Origin of the sequence: Psychrobacillus sp. L3 (assembly GCF_042945595.1) — a bacterium.
In the GTDB taxonomy this organism is placed as follows: Bacteria; Bacillota; Bacilli; order Bacillales_A; family Planococcaceae; genus Psychrobacillus.
In genome coordinates, this window is sequence record NZ_CP168493.1 from 1,137,295 (window position 1) to 1,154,136 (window position 16,842).

Sequence of the window (16,842 nt, forward strand, 5' to 3'; positions counted from 1 at the left end):
TTATACTCTCCTTTTTCACGTTCAAAATAAATCAATTCTCTTTATATTATCACGACGCTTATTTAAAATAAAGAAAAGCCCTCCAAAATATGAAGGGCATAAAAATTTAAGCGATCGTTTTCTTTCTAAGCATTCCGCCGAGCCGTCTCAACAATTTCCTTTTCAGGCGTTTCAACATGGCCACCCACTCCTTGCATTTCATTATATACACGATTTTGAATTAAGTAAAGGAATTAAACAGAAAAGTCAAATAATTAGCATTATGAAAAGAGGATTTTTTTATGGTAAATAAAATTTTATTTTTTGATATTGATGGAACAATTTTAGATGAAGAAAAAAATATACCTATTGGTGTAAAAGAAGCAATACATGAAGCAAAGAGAAATGGACATGAAATTGTCATTGCGACAGGGAGGGCTCCATTTACAGCAAAGTTTATATTCGATCAATTAAACATTGATTCATTCATTTGTTATAATGGTCAAATCGTTCAATTTAAAGGCAAAGTTATACATAAAGGTGTTATTGGGAAGAAAGAGTTACAACAATTGACTGATTTCGCAAAAAAACGAGAGCAACCATTAATTTATATGGATAACGATGAATTTGTCTCAAATATACCTGACCATCAAGATGTTTTGGAAAGTATTTCTTCTTTGAAATTAGAGTTGCCTCGAACAGAAGAAAATTTCTTTTTAGCGAATGATATCCATCAAGCTCTAATCTTTGGTAATTCTGATAATCAAAATGAATATGAGAAGGCCTTTCCGAATTTAAAGTTTGTTCGTTGGCATCGAGTATCTTGTGATGTGCTACCTAAGGGAGTGTCAAAAGCGAAAGGAATCTCATTATTATTGAAGTATATAAATAAATCAGCAGAAGACGCTATTGCATTTGGGGACGGTTTAAATGATATAGAAATGCTTGAATATGTAGGCACTGGTGTAGCGATGGGAAATTCTGTAGAAGAGTTAAAAAAACATGCGACATTTGTCACAGATCATGTTTCTGAAAATGGTCTTATAAATGCTTTAAAGAAATTACAGCTCATTCAATAAATAATAAGGAGATTCAAATGAACAATTCACCAAACAAGCATGTATTAATATATGGGGATGCATTTGTGGACTATATAGCAGATGACTCTAGCAATAAACATTTTTCAAAGTTTTTAGGAGGAGCAACGGTCAATGTAGCAGCTGGTATTTCTCGACTAGGGGCTTCTTCCTCATTTATCACCGTGACAGGAGAAGATGCTACATCCAAGTTTGTTACTGCTGAACTTGCAGCAGAAGGAGTAGATCTTTCCTATGCAAAAATGATCCCTGAAAAAAGAGTAAGTGGCGTATATGTTCATTTGACTGAAAATAAAGATCGAGTTTTTCATACTTATGTGGACGAAACACCGGACATTCAAGTTGAATTTTCTACTTTAGAGGAAGAAGCTTTTCAAAAGGCATCCGTTTTTCATTTTTGCTCGGGTACTTTATTTCATCCAGTAGCACTTAAAACTACTAAAGAGATAGTGGCTAATGTAAAGAATTTAAATGGATTGTTGTCTTTTGATGCGAATATTCGCCGGCTAAGATGGGAAAGTGAAGAACTTTGTAGAGAAACGATTCTTTCTTTTTTTTCACATGTAGATTTATTGAAATTAACGGATGAAGAACTTTTTTTTCTGACGGAAATGCAAACGCTAGTAGAAGGAATTGAAAAAATACAAAAATATCGAATTCCCATTGTCCTTATTACAATAGGGGAAGAAGGTACTTATGCAGTTATGAATGGTGAAGTGATACATATCCCGGTGAATAAAGTTGAACCCGTGGATACGACAGGCGCAGGAGATGCATTTATGGCAGGTATACTTAGGCAGATTCATTTAAAAGGAAAACCAAAAACAAAAGATGAGTGGATAGACTATATTGCATTTGGCAACAAGCTTGGAGCTATTTGTGCAACAAAATTTGGGGCATTGTCGGCCATGCCAAGAATAGATGAACTGAACGAATACTAAGAAAGGTGCTCATTTGCAAGTTATAAATGAGCGCCTTTTAAAATGCTTCGCTGTGTCAGCTACATAATTTTCCCTACGATTCATAACGCAAATTCAAATGTGTATATCGCAAACTCAAAGCGATTTGCAACATGTAAGCATGTCTTTACACAAATCAAGAGAGCGACGGACAAACATCTGCCACAAGATTACCAAAAAAAGTGTAGCAAGAAGTGACGAGTTCACTCTACTACACAGTTCTTTATCACGATTATAATGTAACCTATTTGAAGTCCTAAGCACTCAGAAAATGGTGAAGACAAGATACTCTTAAAGGGCACTTGCGGTTTTCGTGCTATGCTCGGTCATATGGGACTGAATTTGGTAATTCTGCATATGGATTAATTTTGTTGATATGGTCATAAAACATAATGCCGTTTAGATGGTCCAGCTCATGTTGAAAAGCAATGGCTGTCAGTCCTTTTAAACGTTTTTTAAAAGGGGTGCCGTCTGGAAAAAAGCCCGTTACTGTAATTCGTGCGTATCTTGGTACATACCCTTCCATTACTTCATCTACAGATAAACACCCTTCTCCTGCAGAGATATATGTTTTTTCAACAGAATGGCTAATGATTTTGGGGTTAACTGCTACAAAACTTACTAAATTATCGTCTTCATCTGTTAAATGTAGAGCGAACATTCTTTTTTCAGCATCCACTTGTGGTGCAGCAATGCCAATCCCAGGTCTTAGCATGTATTTTTCAATCAATTCATCGTCTTGACTATTTATCACATATTCTAGCAAATCGGATGCTAGCTTCTGCTCTTCCTTTGATAATGGGAAAGTCATTTCTGCTGTTTTTTTTCGGAGAGCTGGATGGCCATCTCTCACAATGTCTTTCATTAGTATCATTTGAATCGTCCTTTCAAAGTTCTTATTTCTATTATATCGAAAAATGTTCATTAACTAAACAAAAAGAGCCAATTCATCAGTTGAAATTAGAAGCTAGAACAATTATAGTGAAATGAATATAGGAGGGTGTTTTGTGAAAAAAATGAAATATATTGTAATTACAAGCTTGGTTTTATTATTATCAGCATGCTCATTCAGGGAGACTACGGAAGAAAAGTTATCGAATATCTTAACAGAAATTTATCAATCAGAATCTGATTATAGAGAATTGCAATCAGAGTTAAACGACACGGAGAAAAAAGAACAAGCTAATTTTCAAAGTATGATGGAGTTAACGAAAGATCAAAAAGAGGAATTGACAAAACAGGTAGATGAAACTGCAAAGCTTTTGGATAAGCGTTTGGAGTTAGTGAAAAAGGAATCAGCTTCTATTAAGCAAGCTTCTGAGAAAATGGCAGATATAGAAACGCTTATTTCAAATACGAAAGATGACTCCGAAAAAGACAATCTAAAAAAAATGGAAGAAGCATTTAAAAATAGATATACAGCTTACGATGCTTTAACAGAACAATATAATACTCTTGCTAATTTGCAAGATGAGTTATATAACATGTTAATAACGGATGACGTGGAAGTGAAGGAGATTCAAGATAAAGTAGAACAAGTCAATGAGCAGAACGAACTTGTCCAAAAAGCCGTAGACAAATTTAACGTGCTTACCACACAATTAAACCAAGTAAAAGAGGCCGTTTTTGCTTCGTTGCAAAAAGGGGATAAGTAACGAAAGCAACCTATAATACGGCTGCTTTTTGTATTATATATTAATGCTAAATTCATAATCTGATATAATACAGACTTAATTATTGACTAGTACAGGATGGATGGTTTTGAATTTTCTTTCAAATAAAAACCTTCGTTTTGGATGATTGACCGAAGTTTTAATCTTGAGTATACTGAAACAGAAGTATAGTTGTATCACTATGTAGAAGAAGAAATTTTAATACAGAAGAAAAGGAGAGTTGCTATTATGGCTGCAAACAATTCAACGCAGTTAGACCCAAAGAAAACGCTTCAAGAGATTGAAGAGAAGTTTGAAATGTTCCAAATTTTGAACGAAGAAGGAACAATTGTAAACGAAAAAGCTAACCCAAACCTATCAGATGAAGAATTGGTAGAATTAATGAGTCGTATGGTTTATACACGAATTCTAGATCAGCGCTCTATTTCTTTAAATCGTCAAGGACGTTTAGGTTTTTATGCTCCTACTGCAGGACAAGAAGCTTCTCAATTAGCTTCCCAATTTGCACTTGAGAAAGAAGATTTTATATTACCTGGTTACCGTGATGTACCTCAAATCGTTTGGCATGGTTTACCACTTTGGCAAGCATTCTTGTTCTCACGTGGGCATTTCATGGGGAACCAAATTCCAGAAGGTGTAAACGTATTTCCACCTCAAATTATTATTGGAGCACAATTTATTCAAGCTGCTGGTGTAGCACTTGGTATGCAAAAACGTGGAAAGAAAGCGATTGCAATTACGTACACTGGTGATGGTGGATCATCACAAGGTGATTTCTATGAAGGCATTAACTTTGCAGGAGCTTTCCGTGTACCTGCAGTGTTTATCGTTCAAAATAACCAATATGCTATTTCAACACCACGCGAATTACAAACAGCAGCAAAAACAATTGCACAAAAAGGTATTGCTGCAGGTATTCCAAGTGTACTTGTTGATGGGATGGATCCATTAGCTGTTTACGCAGTAACAAAGGATGCAAGAGATCGTGCGATTAACGGGGAAGGTCCAACATTAATAGAAACTGTTTGTTACCGTTATGGTCCACATACAATGGCTGGAGATGACCCTACTCGTTACCGTACATCGGAAACAGATTCTGCTTGGGAAAAGAGAGATCCACTTGTTCGTTTCCGTACTTACCTAGAAGGTAAAGGATTATGGAATGAAGAAAAAGAAGCAGAAGTTATTGAAAAAGCAAAAGAAGAGATTAAAGAGGCTATAAAGAAAGCAGATAGTGCTCCAAAGCAAAAAGTAACGGATTTGATTAATATTATGTATGATGAAAACCCATATAATTTAGATGAGCAATTAGCTTACTATACAGAGAAGGAGTCGAAGTAACCGATGGCACAATTGACGATGATTCAAGCAATTACGGAAGCACTCCGTACAGAGCTTAAGAACGATGAAAACGTGTTAGTCTTCGGTGAAGACGTAGGCGTTAACGGAGGAGTATTCCGTGCGACAGAGGGATTACAAAAAGAATTTGGTGAAGATCGCGTATTTGATACACCTCTAGCAGAATCTGGTATTGGTGGTTTAGCAGTAGGACTATCTCTACAAGGATTCCGCCCGGTTCCCGAAATTCAATTCTTTGGTTTTGTATTTGAAGTAATGGACTCGATTAGTGGTCAACTTGCTCGTATGCGTTTCCGTACAGGAGGAGCATTTCATGCACCTGTTACGATTCGTTCACCTTTTGGCGGTGGAGTACATACACCTGAAATGCATGCAGACAGCTTAGAATTACTAATGACATCAACTCCTGGAGTAAAAGTTGTTATTCCTTCTACACCTTACGATGCAAAAGGTTTATTGATCTCAGCTATTCGTGACAATGATCCAGTTATTTACTTGGAACATATGAAATTATATCGTTCATTCCGTGGGGAAGTTCCGGAAGAAGAGTACACAATTCCACTTGGCAAAGCCGATGTAAAACGTGAAGGAACTGATTTAACAATCATTTCTTACGGAGCAATGGTACATGAAAGCTTGAAAGCTGCGGAAGAGTTAGAAAAAGAAGGTCACTCTGTAGAAGTTGTGGACTTACGTACAATACAACCACTTGATATTGAAACAATTATTGCGTCTGTGGAAAAAACGGGTCGTGCAATGGTCGTTCAAGAAGCACAAAAACAAGCTGGTATCGCTGCAAACGTAGTAGCAGAAATTACGGAAAGAGCTATTTTAAGCTTAGAAGCACCAGTATTACGTGTTACTGCTCCAGACACTGTATTCCCATTCTCTCAAGCAGAAACAGTTTGGTTGCCTGGAGTTAAAGATATAGTAGAAACAGCTAAAAAAGTATTAACATTTTAATAATACAATTCATAAATAGAAAGGGTGACTACTATGGCATTTGAATTTCGATTACCGGATATCGGAGAAGGTATACATGAAGGCGAAATCGTTAAATGGTTTGTAAAAGCAGGAGACGAAGTAGCAGAAGATGATATTTTATGCGAAGTCCAAAACGATAAAGCTGTCGTTGAAATTCCTTCCCCTGTTAAAGGGAAAGTTACGGAAGTATTAGTAAGCGAAGGTACGGTAGCGGTTGTTGGAGATGTGCTTATAAGATTAGATGCACCTGGATACGAAGATTTACATTTTAAAGGGCATGATAACGTAGCGACATCTGAAAAAACAGAAGCACAAGTCCAAGCTACGGCTGAAGCTGGACAAATTATTGAAAAACAAGTAACAAAAACTCCTGAAACAGTAGGCGCTATCGTACAACCAAAAGAGGAAGCAAAAGGCGATAAACGTGTGATTTCTATGCCTTCCGTACGTAAATTCGCTCGTGATCACGAAGTAAATATTGCGGATGTTGTTGGGTCAGGAAAAAATGGTCGTATTTTAAAAGCAGATATTGAAGCATTCTTAACTGGCGATCAAAAATCTGTTGAAGTAGAAGTAGCAGAAACAGCTGTGGAAGAAGCTGCTCAAGAAACGAAAGTAGAAGTAAAAACTTCTGCACCGATTTCATTAGAAGGTGAATTCCCAGAAACTCGCGAAAAAATGTCTGGAATTCGCAAAGCAATTGCAAAAGCAATGGTACATTCGAAACATACTGCTCCTCACGTAACATTAATGGATGAAGTGGATGTAACAGAACTTGTTGCACATCGCAAAAAATTCAAAGACATTGCTGCAGAGAAAAATATTAAGTTAACTTACCTACCATATGTTGTAAAAGCACTAGTAAGTGCATTACGTGAATTCCCTCAATTGAATACATCATTTGATGATGAAACAAGTGAAGTTATACAAAAACATTATTTCGATATTGGAATTGCTGCGGATACTGAAAAAGGTTTACTTGTTCCTGTTATTAAACATGCAGATCGTAAATCGGTGTTTGCTGTTTCAAATGAAATAAATACACTTGCAGGTAAAGCACGTGAAGGGAAATTATCTCCTTCTGAAATGAAAGGTGCTTCATGCTCAATTACAAATATCGGCTCTGCGGGTGGCCAATGGTTTACACCGGTTATTAATCACCCAGAAGTCGCTATACTTGGAATTGGTAGAATTTCAGAAAAACCTGTAATAAAAAATGGTGAAATTGTAGCTGCTCCTGTGTTAGCATTATCTTTGAGCTTTGATCATCGCATGATCGACGGTGCGACTGCTCAACATGCGTTGAACCATATTAAACGCTTATTAAGCAGTCCTGAATTATTATTAATGGAGGCGTAAAAAATGGTAGTAGGAGATTTCCCGATTGAAACAGATACTTTAGTAATTGGTTCAGGTCCCGGGGGGTATGTAGCCGCAATTCGTGCTGCACAAACTGGACAAAAAGTGGTAGTTGTAGAAAAAGAGCATATTGGTGGCGTTTGTTTAAACGTGGGTTGTATTCCATCGAAGGCTTTAATTTCTGTAGGTCATCGTTTTGAACAAGCGAAACATTCAGACGACATGGGTATTACAGCTACTGACGTGAAAATTGACTTCTCAAAAGCTCAAGCATTTAAAGATAGCGTTGTTAAAAAATTAACAAGCGGTGTTTCTGGGTTATTAAAAGGGAACAAAATTGATGTAGCAATGGGCGAAGCATATTTTGTTGATGCAAATACAGTTCGTGTAATGGATGAAAAATCTGCACAAACGTATACATTCAAAAATGTAATTATTGCTACAGGATCTCGTCCAGTGGAAATCCCAACTTTCAAATACACAAAACGTGTGCTTAACTCAACTGGTGCTCTTAAGTTACCTGAAGTTCCTGGTAACTTAGTTGTTATCGGCGGAGGATATATTGGTACGGAACTAGGTTCTGCATTTGCTAACTTAGGTTCAAAAGTAACAATTATCGAAGGCGGCGACGATATTTTAGCTGGATTTGAAAAACAAATGACTACAATCGTTAAAAAAGGCCTTAAAAATAAAGGCGTTGAAATTGCAGTTAAAGCTGCTGCAAAAGGTGTAGAAGAGACTGACACTGGCGTAGTAGTAACATATGAAGTTGGCGGAGAAGAGAAAAAAGTCGAAGCTGATTATGTACTAGTTACAGTGGGTCGTCGTCCTAACACGGATGAAATGGGACTAGAAGAACTAGGTATTAAATTTGCTGAACGTGGCCTAATAGAAGTAGATAAACAATGCCGTACAAACATCAGCAATATTTATGCAATCGGTGATATTGTAGCAGGTCCTCAACTTGCTCATAAAGCTTCTTATGAAGGTAAAGTTGCAGCTGAAGCAATTGCTGGTCAATCTTCTGTTGTTGATTATTTAGCAATTCCTGCAGTATGTTTCACAGATCCAGAAATGGCTACAGTAGGCTTAAATGAAGCACAAGCTAAAGAGCAAGGTTTTGATGTTGCTGCTGGGAAATTCCCATTTGGAGCTAACGGACGTGCACTTGCACTTAATGCTACAGACGGCTTTGTGAAACTTGTATCTCGTAAAGAAGACGGTTTACTTTTAGGAGCGCAAATCGTAGGTCAAGGAGCTTCTGATATGATTGCTGAGCTTGGTTTAGCAATTGAAGCTGGTATGACTGTAGAAGATATCGCAATGACTATTCATGCTCACCCAACTTTAGGTGAAATTGCAATGGAAGCTGCGGAAGTTGTTATGGGTCATCCAATCCATATCCTTTCAAAATAAAATTTCAAGAAAAAACTACTTGATGGATGAGTTTTTCATCGTCAAGTAGTTTTTTTGTCGTCTATTTTCAATATAAAATCTTCTTCTAAATAAGGATTTGTCAACCCAGACACTAATGAATCAATCCTATACAGAAGAAAATTGGCTAACTTCTTGAAATCGAAATTTCTATTATACATAATAATTAATTCTACATAACCCTTAATAAGTCCCTTTATCATAATAATCATATCAGGGATATGTCTTTTTATAGTTATCCCATATGCCCCCACTAGTAACTCTTTGAGGGTATCATTTAGTTGTTTATCCATTTTCTGCATTAAAACGAAGAGTTCAGTTTCATCGGGTTTTGTTTGTTCTCTTAATAGCATTAAAATAAAATCAGAGTATTGATCTATTTCTTCAAATTGAATACATAGGAAAAGTTCTAGTTTATCTTTAGGTGAACTATCCATTTCAAAAACACTCGCAACTTTTTTAGAAACTCTATCAATAAAAACCTCAAATATACTAAAAAGCAAACTTTCCTTTGATTTAAAATATAAATAGAAGGATCCTTTTGAAATGCCGCAAGCTTCTGTTATTTCTTGTACGGAGGTAGATTCAAAGCCGCTTTTTGCGAAAAGCTCCACAGCTCTTTCAATTATTAATAACTTTTTAGTTGAAATTATAATGTCACCTCTTTCTTATTAGTTGACGAATGACTGACTGGTCATTTACTATTATAAAGGAATGTGACTGAATGGTCAAAAAAACAACTTGGGGGAAAAGAATGAATTCCATAATTAACTTTGTCATAAAGAATAAATTAGCAGTATGGCTTTTAACATTAATCATTACTACTGCAGGTATTTATGCTGGAACAAATATGAAACTTGAAACAATTCCAGATATTACTATACCTGTCGTTACTGTCACAACTATTTACCCAGGTGCGACACCGGAACAGGTTGCAAAAGAAATATCTGAACCTTTCGAAAAAGCAGTTAGTAATCTAGCGGGTGTGAAAACGGTTAGTTCTACTTCTTTTCAAAATGCATCTTCACTTCAAATCGAGTATACATACGGAGTTGATATGAAGGAAGCCGAAACCGAAGTAAAGGCGGCATTAGACAATGTAAAGAAACCGGAAAATGTTAAAGATCCTTCGGTTGCAAGAATTAGCATAAATGCATTCCCAGTGATTGCCTTAAGTGTTTCGAATAGTGAAAAAGATTTAGACGCATTAACGAACGATGTAGAAAAAGTAATTGTTCCTAAACTAAAAGGAATTGAAGGTGTGTCTTCCGTAGCAGTTTCAGGACAACAAGTAGAAGAAGTAGGTTTGGTTTTCGACCAAGCAAAGTTGGCTCAATATGGACTAAATGAATCTACTGTTAAAATGATTGTGCAAGGTACAAATTTAACAATGCCTTTAGGATTATTCCAATTTGATGATGAAGAAAAGTCCGTTGTAGTAGATGGGAAAGTTGCTACATTAGAAGACTTAGAAAATCTTAAAATTCCAGTAACTGGCCCTACAGGAATGTCATCTGTAACTTTGAAGGAAATCGCTCAAATTAATTTTATTGGAAAAGCGGAATCTATTTCCCGTACAAATGGGAAAGAAGCAATTGCTATTCAAATTGTGAAAGCACAAGAAGCAAATACAGTGGAAGTAGTAAATGCTGTAAAAGATATGATTCCCGAGTTAAACAAAGATTTTGATGGCATCGACATTAAAGTAACAATGGATCAAGGCGAGCCAATTGAGGCTTCTGTCGATACGATGATCAATAAGGCGTTATTTGGAGCATTATTTGCAGTATTAGTCATTATGTTATTTTTACGAAACTTTAAGTCAACCATCATTTCGATTATTTCGATTCCATTATCCATTTTAATCTCGTTTATTTTATTGCACCAAATGGATATTACGTTAAATATGATGACTCTAGGTGCGATGACCGTCGCAATTGCGCGAGTAATTGATGATTCCATTGTAGTTGTGGAGAATATTTATCGTCGTATGAGCTTACCAGGTGAAAAGTTAAAAGGTAGAGATTTAATTCGTGAAGCAACAAAAGAAATGTTTGTTCCGATCATGTCATCTACTTTAGTTACTATTGCGGTATTCTTACCTTTAGGTTTAGTAAGTGGGATGGTAGGAGAGCTATTTTTACCATTTGCTTTAACAATGGTCTTTGCTTTACTTGCTTCTTTGTTAGTAGCGGTAACGATTGTTCCGATGCTTGCACATACTTTATTTAGAAAAAACATGGAAAAAGGACCTGTAGCTCATAAAGAATCTCAAGGAAAACTTGCAGAAGGTTATAAAAAAATCTTAAATGCTGCATTAAACCATAAAGCAATTACATCTATTTCAGCAGTAGTTATTTTGGGAGCAAGTTTGTTCTTAATACCAGTTGTAGGGGTAAGTTTCTTGCCAGATGAAGAGCAAAAAATGATGTACGTAACGTACTCTCCTAGTGCTGGTGAAACGTCCGGAGATGTAAATGCTACTGTGGAACAAGTTGAAAATTATTTCTTGAAAAAAGACAAAGTGGATGTAGTTCAAGTTTCAATAGGTGGAGCTAATCCAATGTCTCCAGGCGCGTCAAATAGCGCATTGATGTTTGTCACATTTGATAAGGAAACATTGGACTTTACGAAAGTAAAAGAAGATGCGATTAAAGATATTCAGGCCTTTGATGTAAAAGGGGAATGGAAATCACAAGAATTTTCTACAAGTGGTTCTAGTAACCAAGTAAGCTACTACGTTTACGGAAACAATAAAAAAGATATTGAGCCAGTAGTAGAAAAAATAGCAACTATATTAGCGGACAATAAAGACCTGAAAGACGTTGACACAAGTTTATCAAAATCATATAAAGAATTTACATTTGTCGTTGATAAAGAAAAATTAACACAATATGGTTTAACGACTGCACAAATTGGGATGAAGTTAAATCCGAATGTCCCACGTGAAGTGTTAACAACCATTACAAAAGATGATCAAACTGTTGATGTTTATATTGATCAACAGAAAGAAAAAGCAGCAACAGTCGATGACTTATTAAAACAAACTGTGGCAACTCCTCTAGGGATAGAAGTTCCTATTTCTGAGTTAGTAACCATACAAGAAGGAAAAAGTTCAGATAAAGTAAATCGCCGAGAAGGAAAAATATTTGCTAGTGTTTCTGGTACGTTAACTGCGAAGGATGTAGCGAAAACTACGAAAGATATTCAAGCGAAAATTGATAAATTAGACGTACCTGCAGGGGTGGAAATCAATACCGCAGGAGTTACAGAAGATATTGCACAAGCATTTACGCAATTAGGTTTAGCAATGCTTGCAGCAATTGCGATTGTGTATTTGATACTTGTCATTACCTTTGGTGGAGGACTTGCACCATTTGCTATTCTGTTCTCTTTACCTTTCACGGTTATAGGGGCTTTAGTAGGGTTGGCAATTGCTGGTGAAACATTAAGTGTATCTTCTATGCTAGGTTTACTTATGCTGATCGGTATTGTTGTCACTAACGCGATTGTTTTAATCGACCGAGTAATTCATAAGGAAAAAGAAGGTCATTCAACGCGTGAAGCAATTCTAGAAGCTGGAGGTACTAGACTAAGACCTATCCTTATGACCGCACTAGCTACAATAGGAGCATTAATACCGCTTGCTATTGGTGTAGAAGGAAGCGGACTTATTTCCAAAGGTTTAGGGGTTACTGTTATCGGTGGGTTAACAAGTTCTACATTATTAACACTAATTTTCGTGCCAATGGTATATGAGTTTTTTGCAAAATTTAGAAGAAAAAAAGGTTCAAATAACTAAATGGACTTATAGGGGGGTGTGTGGATATACTCTACACAGCTCCCTTTTTTTAATGGTAGAATAAGGATGGAAAGGTTTGGTGATCAAATTGAAATGGACAAAATGGTTCTTACTAGCAACATTAGTTCTTGTACTTTCAGCATGTGCAGTAGACAAAGAAAAATCAAAGTCTCAAAAAGAGATTGAACAAAAGACGGAGGTAACCAAAGTAGACTCTGTCGAGAAAGAGGTTGTAGAGGAACCTATAGAAGTAGAGAAACCAGAAATTCTATACGAATTAAATCCAGCAAATTGGACGTTTCATCCTACTGGAGACGCAAATCCAAAAGCCGTTCTAATTACGATTGATGATGCACCTGATAAATATGCTGTTGAAATGGCAACGACTTTAAAAGAATTAAATGCACCTGCTATCTTTTTTGTAAATGGTCACTTTCTTGATACAGACAAAGGAAAAGCTGATTTAAAGGCCATCTATGATATGGGATTCCTAATTGGAAACCATACACAAACGCATGCAAATTTAAAAAATAGTACGGAAGAACAACAACGGGAAGAAATTTTAAAAGTGAATGAAATAGTGGAAGCTATCACTGGAGAGAAACCGAAATTTTTCCGAGCACCTTTTGGTGTAAATACCGATTTCAGCAGGGCGCTTGTTCAAAGCGAAGGAATGCTTCTTATGAACTGGACGTACGGCTATGATTGGGAAAAGCAATATACGGATGCGGCTAAATTAACGGATATTATGCTAAATACGGAGTATTTGACAAACGGTGCTAATTTATTAATGCATGACCGTAAATGGACCTCAGAAGCGTTAAAAGATATAGTAGAAGGTTTTCGAGCAAAAGGATATGACTTAATAGACCCTCATACGATTAAAGGAATTGAACAGTAATACATAAAAAAACATAAAAAACATCTGTGTGATGGAACATTCACATAGATGTTTTTTGCAATAGTAATGAAATTATAGAAGAAAAAGGCGTAAAATATTGGATATTCAAATGAAATAGGAGGTTTGGGCTTTAGAAGTAGTTTCTTTTAAAGTGAGCTTAATGACAAAATACATACGAATTGTCTTTCAAATTGTTATTTTATATTTATTTTCTCTTCTCTTCTCGGCTCTTTTATAGTTCACATACTGCATGTAAAATTCCCTGGAAGTATTGTTGGGTTACTATTGTTATTTTTATTATTGCATTTCAACATAATGCCGGTTTCGCTAATACGAGATGGAGCTGGTTTTTTACTTAGTATATTGGCATTGTTTTTCGTTCCTGCAACGGTGGGAGTAATGAATTATCCGGAACTATTATCTATCCAAGGGTTTTTAGGAATTATAGCTGTAATGATTAGTACAATATTTACTATTATAATTTCTGGAAGGTTATGCCAATACCTCGAGAGTAGAGAATCCTCAAAGGTGGTAGAATAAATGGCAGCAATAGGAATGATTTTGGGAACAGTATTGATTTACTTTCTAATGAGAAAAATAAATGCCCGCTTTACAACGCCTTTTTTATTACTAGTATTAACAACGCCTATTCTGATCATCATTCTATTGAGCTCTTTTTCTATTACTTATGATAGCTATATAAGGGGTGCAAAAAGGATTGATGCCATGCTTGGGCCGCCTGTTGTAGGTCTTGCATATCCATTATATTCGCAATGGCCACTTATAAAAAAATATAAGTTTACCATCCTAACAAGTATTATAGCGGCAATGTTTTCTGGATTAATAAGTATCTTAACATTTGCTAAACTGTTGAAAATGGAGGATGGATTAATCCATTCGCTGCTTCCAAAATCCATTACTACACCAGTCGCTATGCAAATTAGTGAGGCGATTGGTGGGAATCCTGCATTGACTGCTGTTTTCGTAATTGTAGCAGGTTTAACAGGAGCGATGATCGATCCCGTTATATTTAAAATATGTCGGATAGAAAAGCAAATTAGTAGAGGAGTTTCTATAGGAAGTGCAGCGCATGGTATTGGTGTTTCAAAGCTAGCAGAATACGGAGAACAAACATTTTCAGTAGGTTCTGTTGCGATGACGTTAAGTGCAGTAATCGGTGCATTTATATGTCCTTTAGTTGCATTATTTATATAATATAATGTGAGGTGAAGCTAATAACACTAATGTCTCTTTTTAACTCCGTTCCGTACTTGTTGCTTGGATGTTACCTATTAGGAATAGCACAAATGGAGTTATCTTCTTTGCTTGAAAAGTTATGGTTTTCATCTTACTAATAGTTTATCTTTATTGTTTTTTTCTTTTACTTTTACCATCCACAGTATACATGAATCAGTGGGTAGATGATTGGAGTAAAGTGGAACTTGTGAAAAATACATAGTATCCATTGATAAAGAAGTCCGAGCAACCGAAATTGTATCTTCGGTTGCCTTTATTTGGGTAGGTTGGGATTTAGTCTCTCATTACCCAAACCTTATGCACCTTGTCACTACACATCCCAAGAGAGCACCGGACAAACATCCGCCACAAGATTACCGAAAAAAGAGGATTTGGAAGTGATGCAGTCACTTCCAAATCCTCCATAAAATTCTTCGTTAATAGTGTAGCCAAAATTCTTTTTGCGACGAGTAACCGCAGGAGCAAATGTTTAGTCCAAAGCACTCAGGGAATAGTAAAGACAAGATGCACTTAAAGGACGCTTACATTGTTCTTATTTAATCGCTTGTTGTTCCTTAATAACATGAATCATTTCTAACGTATCATCCTCTGGACCTTGAACAGGCAAACCTGCTTCTATATTCATCTGGATATAATCGATATTTCCTTGCGTAATTATTTCCCCGGGAATAAAAATAGGAATTCCGGGCGGATAAACCATCACAAACTCAGCTGATATACGTCCTTCTGCTTTTTTTAGAGGAATAGATTCTGTTTTAGCATAGAAAGCATCTCGAGGAGACATAGCTAGTCCTGGTATATCAGGTAAAGTTACAGATGGTTCTATGATAACTGCGTCGGACTCGAATGCAGTTCCCATTCGAACGAGAGCATTCACGAGTAAATTTGCCTCTTTTTTAGTATCCCCAATTGTAAACAAGCATAGAATATTATATAAGTCTGACAGTTCTACTTCGATATTTGCATTTTCTCTTAACCATGATTCTGCAGCATATCCAGTAATCCCTAAATTTTTCACACTAATTAATAACTTTGTTGGATCCATATCATATGTAGCCGAAGATTTTAAAACTTCTTCTCCTACACAACGTAAATGAGGAATTCTATTAATCCGCTTCCGTGTATCCTTCGCAAGTCTAATTGTTTCTCCTATTAAATCTTCCCCATGAATTGCTAACTGTCTTCTAGCAGTATCTAATGATGCTAACAGGGGATAGGAAGTAGAAGTGGTTGTAAGCATAGATATAATGGATTGAACACGTTTAGCTGAAACTAAACCTTCTCTAACGTTTAAAACAGAAGTTTGTGTCATCGATCCGCCAAGTTTATGAACGGAAGTGGCAGCCATATCTGCCCCTGCTGACATTGCAGAAACTGGGAGAGATGGATGAAAATGAATGTGAACACCATGTGCTTCATCTACTACTACTGGAATTCCATGTTTATGTGCCATATCAACTATCTTTTTTAAATCAGCTGCAAAACCAAAATATGTTGGATTTATTACGAGTAAACCTTTGGCATCTGGATGTGTCTCCAATGCTTTTTCAACAGACTCTGCAGAAATACCGTGAGAAATACCTAACTCTTTATCAACTTCTGGATGTATAAATACAGGGATAGCTCCTGCAAAAACGATTGCTGACATAATTGATTTATGAACATTTCGTGGAACTAGCAACTTATCGCCGGGTCCACAAATAGTAAGGATCATTGTCATAATTGCACCACTTGTACCTTGGACAGAGAAAAAAGTTTGATCTGCACCAAATGCTTCAGCGGCTAATTTTTGTGCTTGCTTAATAGCGCCTTTAGGGGAATGTAAATCATCTAAAGGGGCAATATTGATTAAATCTATGGAAAGTACATTATCTCCAACAAACTCTCGAAATGCAGGGTCCATCCCTTTCCCTTTTTTATGCCCAGGAATATGAAACTGGATAGGATGACGGTTACGATGCTTTAATAATGCATCGAACAAAGGAGTTTCTAATTGTGACAACGCTCATACCACCTCTAGTATTATTTTTTTAAAACA

Annotated in this window: 14 protein-coding genes; 11 read left to right on the forward strand and 3 right to left on the reverse strand. The window is 36.2% G+C overall.

The window, feature by feature from the left end; translation table 11 throughout:
• Positions 1-281: 281 nt before the first annotated feature.
• Both ACEPXD_RS05325 and ACEPXD_RS05330 read left to right on the forward strand, forming a co-directional pair.
• Positions 282-1,058, forward strand: coding sequence for a Cof-type HAD-IIB family hydrolase (locus tag ACEPXD_RS05325; RefSeq protein WP_391120659.1), 777 nt, complete (start codon positions 282-284; stop codon positions 1,056-1,058).
• 17 nt (positions 1,059-1,075) lie between these two features.
• A complete protein-coding gene (locus ACEPXD_RS05330; RefSeq protein ID WP_391120662.1) occupies positions 1,076-2,017 on the forward strand; it encodes a carbohydrate kinase family protein in 942 nt (313 codons plus the stop codon).
• Positions 2,018-2,351: 334 nt separating this feature from the next.
• Here ACEPXD_RS05330 and def read toward each other — a convergent pair whose 3' ends face one another.
• A complete protein-coding gene (def, locus tag ACEPXD_RS05335) occupies positions 2,352-2,909 on the reverse strand; it encodes a peptide deformylase (protein WP_391120664.1) in 558 nt (185 codons plus the stop codon).
• A 142-nt stretch (positions 2,910-3,051) separates the two neighbouring features.
• Between def and ACEPXD_RS05340 the strand changes: the two genes are divergently transcribed.
• The 5 genes from ACEPXD_RS05340 (at position 3,052) to lpdA (ending at position 8,826) form a co-directional block, all read left to right on the forward strand.
• Positions 3,052-3,690, forward strand: a complete 639-nt coding sequence (locus ACEPXD_RS05340) for a YkyA family protein (RefSeq protein ID WP_391123023.1) — start codon at positions 3,052-3,054, stop codon at positions 3,688-3,690.
• A gap of 246 nt (positions 3,691-3,936) precedes the next feature.
• The gene (gene pdhA, locus ACEPXD_RS05345) at positions 3,937-5,049 is read left to right on the forward strand and encodes a pyruvate dehydrogenase (acetyl-transferring) E1 component subunit alpha (protein WP_391120667.1); all 1,113 of its coding nucleotides are present in this window, start codon (positions 3,937-3,939) and stop codon (positions 5,047-5,049) included.
• A gap of 3 nt (positions 5,050-5,052) precedes the next feature.
• Positions 5,053-6,030 (forward strand): alpha-ketoacid dehydrogenase subunit beta, encoded by a 978-nt coding sequence (locus ACEPXD_RS05350; protein ID WP_151699267.1) that lies wholly within the window; start codon positions 5,053-5,055, stop codon positions 6,028-6,030.
• A 33-nt stretch (positions 6,031-6,063) separates the two neighbouring features.
• The gene (locus ACEPXD_RS05355) at positions 6,064-7,410 is read left to right on the forward strand and encodes a dihydrolipoamide acetyltransferase family protein (RefSeq protein WP_391120670.1); all 1,347 of its coding nucleotides are present in this window, start codon (positions 6,064-6,066) and stop codon (positions 7,408-7,410) included.
• A gap of 3 nt (positions 7,411-7,413) precedes the next feature.
• Positions 7,414-8,826 carry a dihydrolipoyl dehydrogenase gene (gene lpdA / locus ACEPXD_RS05360; RefSeq protein WP_391120673.1) on the forward strand — a complete coding sequence of 471 codons (1,413 nt, stop codon included), beginning with the start codon at positions 7,414-7,416 and terminating at the stop codon, positions 8,824-8,826.
• 41 nt (positions 8,827-8,867) lie between these two features.
• On the opposite strand, the gene ACEPXD_RS05365 is transcribed toward lpdA, so the two are convergent.
• The gene (locus ACEPXD_RS05365) at positions 8,868-9,500 is read right to left on the reverse strand and encodes a TetR/AcrR family transcriptional regulator (RefSeq protein ID WP_391123026.1); all 633 of its coding nucleotides are present in this window, start codon (positions 9,498-9,500) and stop codon (positions 8,868-8,870) included.
• 98 nt (positions 9,501-9,598) lie between these two features.
• Between ACEPXD_RS05365 and ACEPXD_RS05370 the strand changes: the two genes are divergently transcribed.
• The 4 genes from ACEPXD_RS05370 (at position 9,599) to ACEPXD_RS05385 (ending at position 14,762) form a co-directional block, all read left to right on the forward strand.
• On the forward strand, positions 9,599-12,646 hold the full coding sequence (locus ACEPXD_RS05370; protein WP_391120676.1) for an efflux RND transporter permease subunit: 3,048 nt from the start codon (positions 9,599-9,601) through the stop codon (positions 12,644-12,646).
• 88 nt (positions 12,647-12,734) lie between these two features.
• On the forward strand, positions 12,735-13,547 hold the full coding sequence (locus ACEPXD_RS05375; RefSeq protein WP_391123029.1) for a polysaccharide deacetylase family protein: 813 nt from the start codon (positions 12,735-12,737) through the stop codon (positions 13,545-13,547).
• Between the two features lie 270 nt (positions 13,548-13,817).
• Entirely contained in the window at positions 13,818-14,087 is a 270-nt protein-coding gene (locus tag ACEPXD_RS05380) for a CidA/LrgA family protein (protein ID WP_391123032.1), read from the forward strand.
• The gene (locus tag ACEPXD_RS05385; protein ID WP_391120678.1) at positions 14,088-14,762 is read left to right on the forward strand and encodes an LrgB family protein; all 675 of its coding nucleotides are present in this window, start codon (positions 14,088-14,090) and stop codon (positions 14,760-14,762) included.
• A 574-nt stretch (positions 14,763-15,336) separates the two neighbouring features.
• On the opposite strand, the gene ACEPXD_RS05390 is transcribed toward ACEPXD_RS05385, so the two are convergent.
• Complete coding sequence (locus tag ACEPXD_RS05390; protein WP_391120681.1) at positions 15,337-16,806, reverse strand: aminotransferase class I/II-fold pyridoxal phosphate-dependent enzyme; 1,470 nt, start codon at positions 16,804-16,806, stop codon at positions 15,337-15,339.
• Positions 16,807-16,842: the final 36 nt, after the last annotated feature.